This window comes from Bacteroides faecis MAJ27 (assembly GCF_900106755.1).
GTDB classification, from domain to species: domain Bacteria; phylum Bacteroidota; class Bacteroidia; order Bacteroidales; family Bacteroidaceae; genus Bacteroides; species Bacteroides faecis.
Map to the genome: position 1 here is coordinate 1 of NZ_FNNN01000028.1, position 14744 is coordinate 14744.

Consider the following 14744-nt stretch of genomic DNA (forward strand, 5'->3'; position numbering starts at 1 on the left):
CATTAAATCTGATTTTTACAAAGTTAATACATAAATAAAAAAACTACGAGAAAAATCCCGTAGTTTTCTATTTACACAATCAGATGGATAGTCCCAACTGAAATAGTTTTTATTTCATAGTGTCTTTTTCCATGCGGAGGTACTCAAGTATCTCCGTTTCTTGTTCTGGATGAAACCAGCGTATTTCTTCATCCCTTTTGAACCACGTCATCTGTTTACGTGAATAAATGCGTGAATTTTGCTTTATCTTTTCGATAGCAAAAGAAAGCTCCCATTCCCCGTCCAGGTATTTGAACAGTTCTTTATACCCTACCGTATTGAGAGAGTTTAAATGCCGGTAAGGAAGTACGGAACGTACTTCGTCCAGTAATCCTTCTTCCATCATCTGGTCTACACGGCGGTTAATGCGATCATAGAGTTCCTCCCGGTCGCGGGTCAGTCCGACCTTAAGGATACGGAAGGGACGTTGTTTTTTCTGTTGGGTACGGAAAGATGTATATGTCTTTCCAGTCATATAGCAAATCTCCAGTGCATGAATCACACGCTTGGGGTTTTTCAAGTCTACTATACGATAATATTCCGGATCTAATAAGCGTAGTTCTGAGCAAAGTTGTTCCAGTCCTTCTTCCTCATACTTTTGTAGCATTACCTGACGCGTCTCCGCATCAACGGTGGGAATGTCATCAATGCCCTTGCAAATGGCATCTACGTACATCATAGATCCACCTGTCAGTACTACTACCTCATGTTTTGTGAATAATTGACGAAGGATTTCCATAGCTTCCTGCTCATATTGAGCGGCACTGTAATAATCGGTGAGATGGAGAGTACCTACCAGGTAATGAGGTACACGTTTTAATTGATCTGGGGTAGGAGCCGCTGTTCCTATTTTTAGTTCAGCATAAAGTTGTCTTGAATCAGCAGAGACAATGCTGGTGTGAAAGCTTTCTGCCAGTCGCAGGCTTAATTCTGTTTTTCCTACTCCTGTAGGTCCGATTAAAACGATGAGAGTGGGCATGGATTAATTGACAATTGATAATTGACAACTGACAATTGACAGGTGATAAGTGACTGGACAACTAATTTTTATTGTTATTCTTAGTGTGCAGCCAATTGTCAACTGTCAATTGTCAACTGTCAATTAATTAGAATTTCTCTTCTTCGTAGGAGCTGCTTGCGTTACCGCCTATGTCGAATCCTTCCTGATCAAAATCTTCCATATCGAAATCTTGATCACCATAGAAGTTTTCGTCCAGATCGAGTGAGCTACTTGCGGCAGCCATTTCTTCAAAGTCTATCGTTTGTTTCGGAGCATCACCCGATTTTTTGGTACATTTGGCACCGGTCATCTCTTTTCCGGTGATGATTTCAGACAATTCGATGAAGAAACAACGCTCTGTCATGTAGTCGAATACATACAACAGTTTTTGCTTTTCATCCTCTACCAGTTCGCTGATAATAGTGTCTTTCATTACCCAACTATCCATTTCCGGATTGTCGTCCATTTCTTCTAAAGTAATTTCTTTTTCTTTTTCCCAGTCATCATCACAGATGAAGAAAGAAGTCATCTGGTCGTTTGTGTACCCTACTGATTTCAGTATTGCTTCATGGAAGTCAAAGAATGTAGCTTCCGGATCAATTTGTATTTCTCTGACAAAATCGTCAACTTCATCAGATATGATAGTAAATCTGTATATCATAATATGACTATTTTGAACTGTTTATTTAATAATACCACGTTCTGAATTACGGATAAAGTTAATAATATAGTCTATTTCCGGACTAGATTCAACTTCATCTTCAATTTTTTTCAATGCATCTGTCGTATTCAATCCACTTTGGTAAATGATACGATAGGCATTGTGGATACTTTCAATCACTTCATTGGAAAAACCACGGCGACGAAGCCCGATGATATTGATTCCACTGAAAGCGATAGGCTCGCGTCCTGCAATGATGTAAGGGGGAATATCTTTACTGAACCGGCATCCGCCCTGAATCATTACATGGCTGCCTACATGGCAAAACTGATGCATTAATACATTGGCACTGATAATAGCATTGTCGTCAATAACGATTTCACCTGCCATCTTGGTAGAGTTGCCGATAATACATCCGTTACCGATCAGTGCATCGTGTGCTACATGCACTCCTTCCATTAATAAGTTGTTGCTTCCTACAATGGTACGCCCTTTAGCTGCCGTACCACGGTTGACTGTAACATTCTCACGAATCAGATTATTGTCTCCGATCTCAGCAGTTGATTCTTCTCCACGAAACTTGAGGTCTTGTGGAACTGCTCCGATGACAGCACCCGGAAAGATCGTATTTCCATTGCCAATACGCGAACCATACAAGATGTTCGCATTAGCCATAATCTTATTATTATCGCCAATAACTACGTTTTTATCAATAAATACAAAAGGCGCAATTTCTACATTTTCTCCGATTTTAGCTTCGGGATGAATATACGCTAGAGGACTTACCATGTCTTTAGTTTGGGTTTATTTATTTTTTACTATTTGTGCCATGAATTCTGCTTCACAAACAACTTTTTCGCCGACGAATGCATAACCTTTCATTGTAGAGATGCCACGACGGATCGGAGCTAGTAATTCTACACGGAAAAGCAGTGTATCTCCCGGTACTACTTTCTGGCGGAACTTCACACCGTCTATTTTCATGAAATAGGTGGAATAGCGTTCCGGTTCGTCAACAGAATTGAGAACGAGCAAACCGCCCACCTGTGCCATTGCCTCTACCTGAAGTACGCCCGGCATCACTGGTTCCTGTGGGAAATGTCCCTGAAAGAAAGGCTCGTTTGCTGTGATATTTTTGATGCCTACTATATAGCTGGCACCCATTTCAATTACTTTGTCTACCAATTGAAAAGGATAACGGTGCGGCAGCAGTTCGCGGATACGGTTCACGTCCATCACCGGTTCGCGGTTGCAGTCATAGGTCGGTGCCTGAATTTCGTGCAGACGAATCTCTTTCCGCATCTGGCGTGCAAACTTATTGTTGATCGTGTGACCGGGGCGGGTGGCGATGATGCGGCCTTTTATCGGTTTACCAATCAAAGCAAGATCACCGATAACGTCCAGTAGTTTGTGACGGGCACATTCGTTCGGCCAAACCAATGGCTTGTGATTAATGTAGCCCAACTGGTCTGCGTCCATGTGAGGAACTCCCATTACGTCAGCCAGTTTATCATAACTCTCCTGTGACATTTTGCGCTCGTAAATAACGATCGCATTGTCCAGGTCTCCACCTTTAATGAGGCCGGCAGAGAGAAGCGGCTCTATTTCGCGAACAAAGACGAAAGTACGGCTGGCAGCCACTTCGTCTTTGAATTTATGCATATCCTCAAGCGTTGCAAACTGGTTAGGAATAATGGTTGAATCATAGGAAACCAGTACGTTCAGACTAAAATTCTCGTCCGGTAGTACGATGATAGAAGACCCTGTTGATTCATCCCGGAATTCAATTTTAGATTTGATGATATAAAAATCCTTGACAGCACTTTGCTCTTCTGTTCCTACACGCTCTATTTCTTGTACGTAATATTGTGCACTACCGTCCAAAATCGGAAATTCCGGACCATTCACCTGGATGAGGCAGTTATCGATGCCCAATGCATAAAGGGCTGCCATACCATGCTCTACAGTGCTTACTTTGACTCCGTTCTTCGACAATACTGTGCCACGGGTTGTTTCCGTCACATTGTCGGCTACTGCATCGATAGTTGGTTGTCCTTCCACGTCAATACGCTGGATTTTGTATCCGTGATTGTCCGGGGCAGGATTAAAAGTTACAGTGAGATCAAGTCCAGTGTGAAGACCTTTCCCGCTCAGTGAAAAGCTATCTTTCAGCGTTTTTTGTTTCAGCATTGGTTACTTATTTACTTATTTAATAGTTGTTTTAATTCTTCTACTTCTTTGCGCAGATTGCGTAGTTCTTTTTGCATATCCGGCAAATTCTTAGCTACAACAGCAGCTTTAAAGTAAGTTTTCGGTTCTGTGGGAGGAGTTCCGATCAGTACGCTGTCTGCTTTGATACTGCTTGGTACGCCTGATTGTGCTCCCAGATTGACCCGGTCGCCGATATTAATGTGTCCGGCAATACCTACCTGACCACCAAACATACACCATTCTCCTATTTTGGTAGAACCTGCTATACCGACTTGTGCCGCCATTACTGTATGTGAGCCGACTTCGTCGTTATGGGCAATCTGTACCAGATTATCTATTTTAGCACCGCTATGTACAATCGTAGCTCCCATAGTAGCACGATCTACACAGGTGTTGGCACCTATATCCACTTTATCTTCCAGAATCACAATTCCGATTTGCGGAATCTTATCGTATCCGTTCGGGGTAGGAGCGAAGCCGAATCCATCGGCGCCGATTACTGCACCTGAATGCAGGATACATTCGTTACCGATGCGGCAGTCATGATAAACATTTACATTTGAGTAAAGAAGGCAACCGTTGCCTATCTTCACACCGTCTCCAACGAAAGTATGAGGGTAAATTTGGGTATTATCTCCGATAATGACGTTTTCACCGATATAGGCGAAGGCACCGATATATACGTTCTCGCCAATTTTAGCACTGGGGGCAATAAAAGCCAGTGAATCGATACCTTGTTTCTTGGGTTTGCTCATTTCATAGAGATTGAGCAGCTTCGCCAGGCTTTCATAAGCATTGTCTACTTTGATCAGAGTAGCATGAATCTCATGCTCAGGGACAAAATCTTTATTAACTAATACAATGCTTGATTGTGTCTCGTAGATATAAGGCGTATATTTAGGGTTCGACAGGAAAGAAATAGCTCCGGGCATTCCCTCTTCTATTTTAGCGAATGTGTGTACCGTTGCGTTTTCATCTCCAATGATTTCCCCTTGGATAAATGCTGCAATTTGCTTAGCCGAGAACTCCATGTCTTTATTTTAAATTAAATTAGTTCACAAATAACGGATTTTTTTTTCAGATTTCCGTGTTATTGAATGAATATTTTATACTTATCTATGCAATCTCTGGTAGCAGAGATAGTATTTCTTTACCTTTTTGGACAATAATGAGATGTTCAGCATGTCCGATGCCTCGGCAATATTTTTGATAGTGCCGTCTTTGTAGATAATATCAATACTGTCATCTGCCGGGTCGTACATATTCTTTTCGATGCTGGGGGTAGAGACAAAATAGTTCGCTTCGGAAAGGGTTATGCCTAGTTGTTGGCTGATTTGCAAAGTTAACTCTTTTATTCTGTCTTCGCCAATAGGTTCGGAAGAAATTTCCACTTTAAAGATATTTCGGTTAATCATGCCCAGGCTGAGTGTGGAAAGAACTTTGTCCGGATGATTGCTCCATACTTTCAAGGCAGTCCAGATATCATTGTCATCCAATTGGATGAAATTTTCCAGACAATCGGGATTGTTATAGAACTCCGTATGATTAATGTCATTATATAGAAAGAAATGCAATGCCGGTGAGGCAAATAATTCTACTCCCTGCGATGCCAGTTCTTTGGCACGAAGCAGCGTGCTGATAAGCATTCGTTCATAAGCTACTGATGTTTTGTGCAGGTATACCTGCCAATACATCAGGCGGCGTGCCGTCAGGAAATTTTCGATGGAGTAGATGCCTTTGGATTCAATGACAAGTCGGTCATCGGCTACATCAAGCATCTTGATGATGCGGGCAGAGCCGATGTTTCCTTCTGTAACACCGGTATAGAAACTGTCACGGCGAAGATAATCGAGGCGGTCCATATCCAGCTGGCCGCTGACGAGTTGATGCAGGAATCGCTTCGGATATTCGTCCTTGAATATCTGGATGGCGAGACTAAGTTGCCCGTTCATCTCTTTGTTCATTCGTTCCATCAGCATCAGAGAGATTTCTTCATGAGAAACTCCCTGTACAATCGTATCCTCAAGTACATGAGAAAACGGACCATGTCCGATGTCATGCAACAGGATAGCTGCCTGTACGGCTTCTGCTTCACTGTCGAAGATAAAATTGCCTTTGGAGGTTAGCTGAGTGATCGCTTCGCTCATCAGGTAGAAAGCACCTAATGAGTGCTGGAAACGAGTATGTTGCGCGCCGGGGTATACCACTGACGAGAGACCTACCTGCTTGATGCGGGTAAGACGCTGCAAAAGGGGATGCCGTACGATGTCGTACAGTAACCCCTTTGGTATATTGATAAATCCGAATACCGGATCGTTGATTATCTTTCTTTCGTAAGGCATTCCTTTTCTTTAGAGAATCGCTTTCAGTTGATCTGCCATTTGTGCCTGTACTTCTTGTGCAGCGGTGCGGGCAGCTTCGGCAAACTTTTCTGTTTTATCAACGTAGATAATTCCACGGGAAGAATTAACAATCAAGCCGCAGGTACTGTTCATTCCGTATTTGCAAACTTCTTCAAGCGAACCACCTTGTGCTCCGACACCCGGAACAAGGAGGAAATGGTTGGGGACAATTTTGCGGATATCCTCAAAAGCGCGTCCTTGAGTAGCGCCGACTACGTACATCATACGTTCGTCATTTGCCCACTCCTGCGATTTGCGCAACACTTTTTCGAAGAGGCGTTCACCGTTTGCGTCTTCTGTCAACTGGAAGTCGTGAGAACCTTTATTGGAAGTCAATGCCAGCAAGATCACCCATTTGCCTTCGTAAGTCAGGAACGGTGTCACGCTGTCTTCACCCATATAAGGAGCTACGGTTACAGAATCTATATCCAGTTCTTCGAAGAAAGTACGGGCATACATGGCAGAAGTGTTTCCGATATCCCCACGTTTTGCATCGGCAATGATGAACTGGTCAGGATAGTTCTCCTTGATATATTTTACTGTCTTTTCAAATGCGATCCAGCCTTTAACGCCCATGCTTTCGTAAAAAGCGAGATTGGGTTTGTAGGCGATACACAAGTCGGCTGTTGCGTCGATAATCGCTTTATTGAATGCAAAAATCGGGTCTTCTTCTTTCAACAGGTGTTCAGGAATCTTCTTGATATCAGTATCAAGTCCTACGCAAAGGAATGATTTCTTGCGTTTTATGTTTTCAAATAACTGTTGTTTATTCATGTCTATACTATAATTTTTTAGAGTTCACTTTCTTTCAGACGTTCCGCGTTTTCTGCTACGATCAGATGATCGATACAATCTTGAATGTCTCCGTCCATAAAGGCGGCAAGATTATAGATTGTATAGTTGATACGATGGTCGGTGATACGTCCTTGAGGATAGTTGTAAGTACGGATTTTGGCCGAACGGTCGCCGGTAGATACCATTGTCTTACGTTTGGAAGCTATGTCGTCGATATACTTCTGATGCTCTTTGTCGTAGATAAAGGTACGCAGACGTGCCAGAGCACGTTCTTTGTTTTTCGGCTGGTCACGGGTTTCGGTACATTCAATCAGAATTTCTTCTGCAATGCCTGTGTTAGGGTTCTTCCAGATATAGCGCAAGCGCACGCCGGATTCTACCTTGTTGACGTTCTGGCCGCCTGCACCACCGCTTCGGAAAGTATCCCATTTGATTTCTCCTTCGTTGATGACTACGTCAAATTCTTCAGCTTCGGGAAGCACGGCTACTGAGGCGGCGGAGGTATGTACTCGTCCCTGTGTTTCTGTAGCAGGGACACGTTGTACACGGTGTACCCCCGATTCATATTTCAATATTCCGTAGACGTTGTCTCCGGTGACACTGCAAACAATTTCTTTGTATCCTCCGGCAGTTCCTTCATTCGCGTTGGATACTTCCATTTTCCATCCTTTGGTCTCACAAAACTTGGCATACATACGGAAAAGGTCGCCGGCAAAGATAGCGGCTTCGTCTCCCCCCGCACCGCCTCGGATTTCGAGGATTGCATTTTTGCTGTCTTGCGGATCGGCAGGAACAAGCATCAGTTTGATTTCTTCTTCCAATACCGGAAGACGTTCCTGACTATTGTCCATCTCCTCTTTAGCCATTTCACGCATGTCGGCGTCCGACTCATTCGACAGAATATTTTTGGCTTCTTCGATATTACCCAGCAGTTGAATATATTCTTTGCGGGCTTTCATCAAGTCATCCAGATCCTTGTATTCTTTAGTCAGTTTGACATAACGTTTCTGGTCGGCAATTACTGCCGGGTCGGTGATAAGGGTAGATATTTCTTCAAAACGGGCTACAAGTCCGTCCAATTTTTCTAATATGGTGCTGTTATCTGCCATTCTTTAATATCTGAATTCTCCGAACTCGCTTTTAATAATTAATTCTGTCTGGTCACATGCTTCGATACGTCCTACTATCTGTGCAGGGATACCGAATGATTCGGAAATAGCAATAACCTCTTCTGCATGTTCCGGTGACAGGTATACTTCAAGACGGTGTCCCATATTGAATACCTTGTACATTTCTGCCCAGTCTGTGCCGCTCTGTTCCTGGATGGTCTTGAACAAAGGAGGAACGGGGAAAAGGTTGTCTTTTACTACACGGACATTTTCTACGAAATGCAGGACTTTGGTTTGCGCACCACCGGAGCAGTGAACCATACCGTGTATTTCCGGACGTAAGGCGTCAAGCAACTTTTTCACTACCGGAGCATAGGTGCGGGTAGGAGAGAGTACCAGTTTGCCTGCGTCAATTGGAGAATTCTCTACAGTATCTGTCAATTTCAATCTTCCGGAGTAGACCAGTTCTTCGGGGACAGCGGCATCATAACTTTCCGGATATTTTTCAGCGAGGTATTTGCCGAAAACGTCGTGACGTGCACTTGTCAAGCCGTTGCTGCCCATACCGCCGTTATATTCTTTTTCATAAGTAGCCTGTCCGTAAGAGGCGAGGCCAACAATGACATCTCCCGGACGGATATTGGCATTATTGATGACGTCTGAACGTTTCATACGGCAAGTTACGGTAGAGTCTACGATGATTGTGCGTACCAAGTCGCCGACGTCAGCAGTTTCTCCGCCGGTAGCATATACACCTACCCCCATTTCACGGAGTTCAGCCAGCAATTCGTCTGTGCCGTTGATGATAGCGGAGATTACTTCGCCGGGAATCAGCAGTTTGTTACGTCCGATAGTTGAAGAAACGAGGATGTTGTCTACGGCACCTACACAAAGCAGGTCGTCGATATTCATAATCAATGCGTCCTGTGCAATACCTTTCCATACAGACAGGTCGCCAGTCTCTTTCCAGTACATATAGGCAAGGGAAGATTTAGTCCCGGCACCGTCGGCATGCATGATGTTGCAATATTCCGGGTCTCCACCCAGTATGTCAGGAATAATTTTGCAGAATGCTTTTGGGAAAATTCCTTTGTCGATGTTCTTGATGGCGTTGTGCACATCTTCTTTTGATGCGCTTACACCCCGCATCATGTATCGTTGATTACTCATGAGTTAAAGAATTATTTTTTGTATACGGCTGCAAAAGTACTGCTTTTTTTTCGTACAGCCAACTATTTGTTTATCAAGCTTCGTTCGGAAGAGGAATAAAACCTAAAAGTGTTAATTGGTGACTTGCCGTTTTTTTAGCATTCTGCTGATAAAGAGAAGAATGAGAGAAATAGAAGCGTTAAAGGAACGTGGGCTAAAGTTCCTTTTTAACGCTCTTTTATGGAAGTGTTGTTGTGGCGGTTCTTCCAACTTTTGCTAAGAAGCTTTTTAAGAAATCATTTTTTAGAATTCTACTTTCGGAGCCTTTTCAGTCCCTTCTTCCGCCTCAAAGTATGCTTTCTTATCGAATCCGAACATTCCTGCAAATATATTCTTCGGGAAACGGCGGATATTTGTATTATACGATTGTGCTGCATCATTGAAGTTTTTGCGAGCTACATTAATACGGTTTTCAGTACCTTCCAGTTGAGCTTGTAGTTCAAGGAAGTTCTGATTTGCTTTCAGGTCAGGATAACTTTCGCTGATAGCGAGCAGTTTACCAAGTGCGGAAGTAACAGCGCCTTGTGCTTTTTGATATTCAGCGAGTTTTTCCGGAGTCAGTCCGTCGGCGTCAACTTTGATCTGGGTAGCTTTGCTACGTGCTTCTACCACTCCTTCCAGCGTCTCTTTTTCATGCGAAGCATATCCTTTCACTGTGTTTACAAGATTAGGAATCAAGTCTGCCCGACGTTGGTATTGAGTTTCTACATTCGCCCATTGACCGGTTACATTCTCATCCATGGTAACAAGGCCGTTATATACACTGACTGCCCATATAACAAGGATAGCCACAACGGCTAAAATGATGATAATTGACTTTTTCATGTTTCTTACTTTTTTATGAGTATTTGATTATTTAATATTATCTGTTGGGGTCAGAACCGTGAACCGGCTCCTCCTCCGCCACCCATTCCTCCGCCGAAGCTGCCTCCGCTAAAGCCTCCGCCACCGCCTCCGAAGCCACCGCCGCCTCCGAAGCCACCGATGAACGGGCCGCCTCCGCCGCCACCTCTGTGGTGGTAGTCACTGTCATAGCTTTGCTGACGGCGTATGATGGTATTTCCACAGTTCTTGCAAGTATAGGTGACATCTTCTGTCTTTACTCCATTAACCCGTGAGACAACTCTGCTTCCGCTCCTTTGCAGCGTATGTTTCCCGCATTTGGGGCAACGGCTTTGTTTTCTTGCAGCAAAAAAGGCGATTCCTACACCGATTACGGCAAACAGGATAATAGAGTATATGAAATCCATTGATTCATTATTCGATTCGGAAAGCGAGTCATTTTTCATCGAACCGTCAAGTCGCTGGCAGGTTGCCTTGATACCGGCTACCATCCCTTCGTTCCAATTATCGTCTTTGAGATAGGGAATCATGTATTTAGTCTGAATGCGTTTGCATATCGCATCGGGAAGTACTCCTTCCAAACCATATCCGGTATAAAACTGAATACAGCGCTGGTCCGTAACCAACAGGATGACCAATCCATTATCTTTCCCTTTCTTGCCTACACCCCATTGGTTGAGTAGCTGGTGGCAGAAGTCAAAACACTCCATATCGCCAATAGAAGGTACTACGGCAACTACCGTTTCAATCCCTGTCTGTTGTTCCAGTGCGTAAAGCATAGAATCTATCGTGTCGCAAGCTGCTTGAGAAAGTATCCCTGCCGGGTTGCATACATATTGCATTTTATTCTGCAGATGTACTTTCGGCAAGTTGTCTACCGTATATACTTTATCTTGGGCTTGCAGTGGAATCAGTAGAAAAATAGCAAGTATAAGTGTTGATATTGATTTCATATAATAGGTTTAATGAATATACTGTCCGACGAAATCCCTTACTTTGTCGGTGTATTCCTGTTTATTCTCTTTGTACGAAACAGCATGGGCTGCTCCCGGTACGATCCAGAGTTCTTTGGGGTCCGGTTTTGCTTCATAGAGTGGATAAACCATCCATGTAGGTACGTATGTGTCCTTGTCTCCATGAATAAAAAGCATGGGCAGTTCACATTTCGCCACTTGCTTCAGTGAAGAAGCTTCTTTGAAATCCCATCCGTATTTTTTTTCGCATAGCCAGCTTGTAGTATACATTAATGGGAAAGCAGGCAGATGGAAAGAAGACTTGAGTTCGTGCGAGAATTCATCCCATACGCTTGTGTAACCGCAATCTTCTACAAAACATTTCACGAAGGGCTTTTGCTTTTCGCCCGATACCATCATTGTGGTGGCACCTCCCATGGAGATGCCATGTACCACCATTTGAGTGCTGTCTCCAAAGATTTCATTCGCAATGTTCATCCATTGCAGAACGTCGATCCGGTCTTTCCATCCCATTTGAATGGCACGACCTTCACTCTCTCCCTGATGTTGCAGGTCGGGCAGCAGAATATTATATCCCAGATCACGATTATACAGATACCCGATCATAAACATACGGATTGCATTGTCGGTATATCCATGCACGATGACAGCCGTTTTATTGGTTGGTGCAGGTGCAGCAACATAAAAGGCATGCAGCTGAATACCCTGTGGATTGATAATGAAAGTATCCTTCAGCGCATCTGCTTGTCTCAGACTATCCACCCACGGACGCAGGAAGGGATAGTTTCTGTACATAAAAGGATAAGAATCGGCATCTTTAGACAATATTTTGGCATTCGGTGTCAAGGAGAAATTCAACATATAAAAACTCCCGCCGATAGTACAGCTGGTAAACACCAGCATGATAATAATAATGCTATAGACTACTTTCTTTTTCATCATAAATCCCCTTAATTGAATACACGCCTTTATTCTTAATTTACCAGAAAACGGATGTCGGCACCTTTCTTATCGGTGCCATATTTCCCAAGCGGCAAATGCCTGTAGAAGCAGCATTTCCAAACCGTTTTTCGTAACAGCACCTTGTGCTTCTCCCTTCTTCATGAAAAGAGTGACGTTCGGATTATATAACAAATCGTAAAGCAAATGGTTTGGAGTCAGTAGCTCGTAAGGTATATTGGGACAGAAATCTACTTTGGGATACATTCCTACCGGAGTACAGTTGACAATTACGGTGTGTTCTTCCATAATTTCCGGAGTCAGTTCTTCATAAGTCAGCATATCGTCGGTTTTGTGGGTCCGTGATACGAATACGCTTTCGATGCCAAGGTTCTTAAGTCCGTGGTAGACAGCTTTAGAGGCGCCTCCGGTACCAAGAATCAGCGCTTTTTTGTGTTGTGGCTGTAGCAGTGGCTGAATAGATTGTGTAAAACCGATTATGTCGGAGTTGTAGCCGACCAGCTTTACTTTCCCTTTCGGTTGGCGGATAATCTTGATGACGTTTACCGCACCAATTTTAGCAGTATCCCGGTCTAGTTCGTTCAGAAAAGGAATCACTTGTTCCTTGTAAGGGATGGTAACATTAAGCCCACACAAGTTGGGATTCTCTTCGATAACTTCCATAAAGTCATTGATATTGGGAATCTCGAAATTCACATATTCCGCATTGATGCCTTCGGATCTAAACTTTTCGTTAAAGTAGCCGATTGAAAACGAATGTCGCAAAGGGTAGCCGATTAAACCGTATTTTTCCATGACACGAAAGGATTAAATTAATTATTCATCATTCTTCATTATTTAGTCGCCGTATAAAGTGTGCAGATACCAAATGTTAACCGTCGGAAATGAACTTCGCCGAATCCGGCTTTCGATATGACTCCTTTCATGACTTCCCCTTGGGGAAATACTTTGATAGTGTCCGGCAGATAATGGTAGGCACTGTTGTCTTTGGAGAGGAGTTTGCCTAGCAATGGGATCACTATTTTCGAGTAGATGGCGAACAATTGCTTCATGGGGAAGCGGTCCGGAGTAGTCAGTTCCAGGATAACCAGATGTCCGCCCGGTTTCAGTACGCGGCACATTTCGGAAAGCCCCTTGTCCAGGTCTTCAAAATTGCGGATACCGAATGCTACGGTGATAGCGTCAAATCTATTGTCGGCAAAGGAGAGAGAAGTGCAGTCCTCCCGGGCAAAAGAAATTTTGTCCGAGAGTCCTTCCTTCTTTACTTTTTCACGACCCACGTTCATCATGCCTTCCGATATATCCGTTCCGATCAGTTCGTCGGGTTTTAGTTCGCGGCAGGCGAGGATGGCAAAGTCTCCCGTGCCGGTAGCGACATCCATGATGTGTTGCGGGCGGAAGGGACGGAGCCATGCAATAGCTTTACGACGCCAACTGCGGTCGATACCCAGAGAAAGGGTATGATTCAGTTTGTCGTAGGCATGTGCGATGTTGTCGAACATGCGTTCCACTTGCTCGGTCTTTTTGCCGTCTTCGTTGTAAGGCTTGATATGTTGTTGTGGGTAGTCCATTCTTATTTGCTCAAGAAATTCATTACGTTCTTTTCGATACGTTCAGCGATATTGCTGGTATCTTCTTTCACAAATTTCTCACCGGTGATGTTTTCGAACAACTCGATATAACGATCGCTGATGCTCTGTACGATAGCCGGAGTCATTTCAGGTACTTTCTGACCGTCTTTTCCCTGGAAACCGTTTTCCATCAACCATTCACGAACGAATTCTTTAGAAAGCTGTTTCTGAGGTTCACCTTTTTCGAAGCGTTCCTGATAGCCGTCTGAGTAGAAATAACGGCTTGAGTCCGGTGTATGGATTTCGTCCATCAGGTAGATTGTACCGTTATGCTTACCAAATTCATATTTTGTATCAACAAGAATCAGGCCGCGTTCAGCAGCGATTTCAGTTCCACGTTTGAAAAGAGCCAGTGTGTATTTCTCTAGAATTTCATACTCTTCGGGAGTAGCGAGTCCTTGTTTCAGAATTTCTTCCTTAGAGATATCTTCGTCGTGCAGTCCCATTTCGGCTTTAGTAGTGGGAGTAACGATCGGTTCGGGGAATTTCTCGTTTTCGCGCATACCGTCCGGCAGTTTCACACCGCAGATTTCACGTACACCGCTTTTGTAAGTACGCCATGCGCTACCACACAGATAACCGCGTACAATCATTTCTACCGGGAAACCTTCGCACAATACTCCGACAGTTACCATCGGGTCCGGCGTAGCCATTTTCCAGTTCGGACAGATGTCAGTAGTGGCATCGAGGAATTTGGCTGCAATCTGATTCAGCATTTGGCCTTTGTAAGGGATACCTTCAGGTAAAACCACATCGAAAGCCGAGATACGGTCGGTTGCTACCATGACGAGTTTTTCGTCGTTGATGTTGTACACATCGCGCACTTTTCCGTGGTACACGCTCTTCTGCCCCGGAAAGTTGAAATCTGTTTTTGTTAATGCTTTCATTGTCTTATTATAATTACAAATTA

General features: G+C 43.8%; 15 protein-coding genes. All 15 read right to left on the reverse strand.

From position 1 onward, the window contains the following. Positions 1-109: 109 nt before the first annotated feature. A complete protein-coding gene (gene miaA, locus BLW31_RS19550; RefSeq protein WP_010536811.1) occupies positions 110-1018 on the reverse strand; it encodes a tRNA (adenosine(37)-N6)-dimethylallyltransferase MiaA in 909 nt (302 codons plus the stop codon). A gap of 127 nt (positions 1019-1145) precedes the next feature. After that, positions 1146-1700, reverse strand: a complete 555-nt coding sequence (locus BLW31_RS19555; protein WP_010536812.1) for an IS1096 element passenger TnpR family protein — start codon at positions 1698-1700, stop codon at positions 1146-1148. 21 nt (positions 1701-1721) lie between these two features. Then, positions 1722-2489 carry an acyl-ACP--UDP-N-acetylglucosamine O-acyltransferase gene (gene lpxA, locus BLW31_RS19560; RefSeq protein ID WP_010536813.1) on the reverse strand — a complete coding sequence of 256 codons (768 nt, stop codon included), beginning with the start codon at positions 2487-2489 and terminating at the stop codon, positions 1722-1724. Between the two features lie 15 nt (positions 2490-2504). Next, positions 2505-3890, reverse strand: a complete 1386-nt coding sequence (locus BLW31_RS19565; RefSeq protein WP_010536814.1) for a bifunctional UDP-3-O-[3-hydroxymyristoyl] N-acetylglucosamine deacetylase/3-hydroxyacyl-ACP dehydratase — start codon at positions 3888-3890, stop codon at positions 2505-2507. Between the two features lie 11 nt (positions 3891-3901). Next, positions 3902-4942 (reverse strand): UDP-3-O-(3-hydroxymyristoyl)glucosamine N-acyltransferase, encoded by a 1041-nt coding sequence (gene lpxD, locus BLW31_RS19570; RefSeq protein ID WP_010536815.1) that lies wholly within the window; start codon positions 4940-4942, stop codon positions 3902-3904. Between the two features lie 81 nt (positions 4943-5023). Beyond that, complete coding sequence (locus BLW31_RS19575) at positions 5024-6253, reverse strand: HD domain-containing protein (RefSeq protein WP_010536816.1); 1230 nt, start codon at positions 6251-6253, stop codon at positions 5024-5026. A 9-nt stretch (positions 6254-6262) separates the two neighbouring features. Then, positions 6263-7087, reverse strand: coding sequence for an orotidine-5'-phosphate decarboxylase (gene pyrF / locus BLW31_RS19580; RefSeq protein ID WP_010536817.1), 825 nt, complete (start codon positions 7085-7087; stop codon positions 6263-6265). A gap of 17 nt (positions 7088-7104) precedes the next feature. Then, a complete protein-coding gene (gene prfA / locus BLW31_RS19585) occupies positions 7105-8217 on the reverse strand; it encodes a peptide chain release factor 1 (protein ID WP_010536818.1) in 1113 nt (370 codons plus the stop codon). A gap of 3 nt (positions 8218-8220) precedes the next feature. Next, the gene (locus BLW31_RS19590; protein WP_010536819.1) at positions 8221-9387 is read right to left on the reverse strand and encodes an AIR synthase-related protein; all 1167 of its coding nucleotides are present in this window, start codon (positions 9385-9387) and stop codon (positions 8221-8223) included. Between the two features lie 282 nt (positions 9388-9669). Continuing rightward, positions 9670-10251, reverse strand: coding sequence for a LemA family protein (locus BLW31_RS19595; RefSeq protein ID WP_010536820.1), 582 nt, complete (start codon positions 10249-10251; stop codon positions 9670-9672). A 50-nt stretch (positions 10252-10301) separates the two neighbouring features. Beyond that, the gene (locus BLW31_RS19600; protein WP_010536821.1) at positions 10302-11222 is read right to left on the reverse strand and encodes a TPM domain-containing protein; all 921 of its coding nucleotides are present in this window, start codon (positions 11220-11222) and stop codon (positions 10302-10304) included. 9 nt (positions 11223-11231) lie between these two features. Further along, positions 11232-12182, reverse strand: a complete 951-nt coding sequence (locus BLW31_RS19605; RefSeq protein ID WP_022302081.1) for an alpha/beta hydrolase — start codon at positions 12180-12182, stop codon at positions 11232-11234. 69 nt (positions 12183-12251) lie between these two features. Next, entirely contained in the window at positions 12252-12998 is a 747-nt protein-coding gene (locus tag BLW31_RS19610) for a shikimate dehydrogenase family protein (RefSeq protein ID WP_010536823.1), read from the reverse strand. 38 nt (positions 12999-13036) lie between these two features. Further along, the gene (ubiE, locus tag BLW31_RS19615; protein WP_010536824.1) at positions 13037-13774 is read right to left on the reverse strand and encodes a bifunctional demethylmenaquinone methyltransferase/2-methoxy-6-polyprenyl-1,4-benzoquinol methylase UbiE; all 738 of its coding nucleotides are present in this window, start codon (positions 13772-13774) and stop codon (positions 13037-13039) included. A gap of 2 nt (positions 13775-13776) precedes the next feature. Further along, positions 13777-14721 (reverse strand): phosphoribosylaminoimidazolesuccinocarboxamide synthase, encoded by a 945-nt coding sequence (locus BLW31_RS19620; RefSeq protein ID WP_010536825.1) that lies wholly within the window; start codon positions 14719-14721, stop codon positions 13777-13779. Positions 14722-14744: the final 23 nt, after the last annotated feature.

Excerpts from the sequence above, each read along its gene's own strand:
- miaA (WP_010536811.1), bottom strand. The coding sequence starts at position 1,018 with ATGCCCACTCTCATCGTTTTAATCGGACCTACAGGAGTAGGAAAAACA.
- BLW31_RS19555 (WP_010536812.1), bottom strand. The coding sequence starts at position 1,700 with ATGATATACAGATTTACTATCATATCTGATGAAGTTGACGATTTTGTC.
- lpxA (WP_010536813.1), bottom strand. The coding sequence starts at position 2,489 with ATGGTAAGTCCTCTAGCGTATATTCATCCCGAAGCTAAAATCGGAGAA.
- BLW31_RS19565 (WP_010536814.1), bottom strand. The coding sequence starts at position 3,890 with ATGCTGAAACAAAAAACGCTGAAAGATAGCTTTTCACTGAGCGGGAAA.
- lpxD (WP_010536815.1), bottom strand. The coding sequence starts at position 4,942 with ATGGAGTTCTCGGCTAAGCAAATTGCAGCATTTATCCAAGGGGAAATC.
- BLW31_RS19575 (WP_010536816.1), bottom strand. The coding sequence starts at position 6,253 with ATGCCTTACGAAAGAAAGATAATCAACGATCCGGTATTCGGATTTATC.
- pyrF (WP_010536817.1), bottom strand. The coding sequence starts at position 7,087 with ATGAATAAACAACAGTTATTTGAAAACATAAAACGCAAGAAATCATTC.
- prfA (WP_010536818.1), bottom strand. The coding sequence starts at position 8,217 with ATGGCAGATAACAGCACCATATTAGAAAAATTGGACGGACTTGTAGCC.
- BLW31_RS19590 (WP_010536819.1), bottom strand. The coding sequence starts at position 9,387 with ATGAGTAATCAACGATACATGATGCGGGGTGTAAGCGCATCAAAAGAA.
- BLW31_RS19595 (WP_010536820.1), bottom strand. The coding sequence starts at position 10,251 with ATGAAAAAGTCAATTATCATCATTTTAGCCGTTGTGGCTATCCTTGTT.
- BLW31_RS19600 (WP_010536821.1), bottom strand. The coding sequence starts at position 11,222 with ATGAAATCAATATCAACACTTATACTTGCTATTTTTCTACTGATTCCA.
- BLW31_RS19605 (WP_022302081.1), bottom strand. The coding sequence starts at position 12,182 with ATGAAAAAGAAAGTAGTCTATAGCATTATTATTATCATGCTGGTGTTT.
- BLW31_RS19610 (WP_010536823.1), bottom strand. The coding sequence starts at position 12,998 with ATGGAAAAATACGGTTTAATCGGCTACCCTTTGCGACATTCGTTTTCA.
- ubiE (WP_010536824.1), bottom strand. The coding sequence starts at position 13,774 with ATGGACTACCCACAACAACATATCAAGCCTTACAACGAAGACGGCAAA.
- BLW31_RS19620 (WP_010536825.1), bottom strand. The coding sequence starts at position 14,721 with ATGAAAGCATTAACAAAAACAGATTTCAACTTTCCGGGGCAGAAGAGC.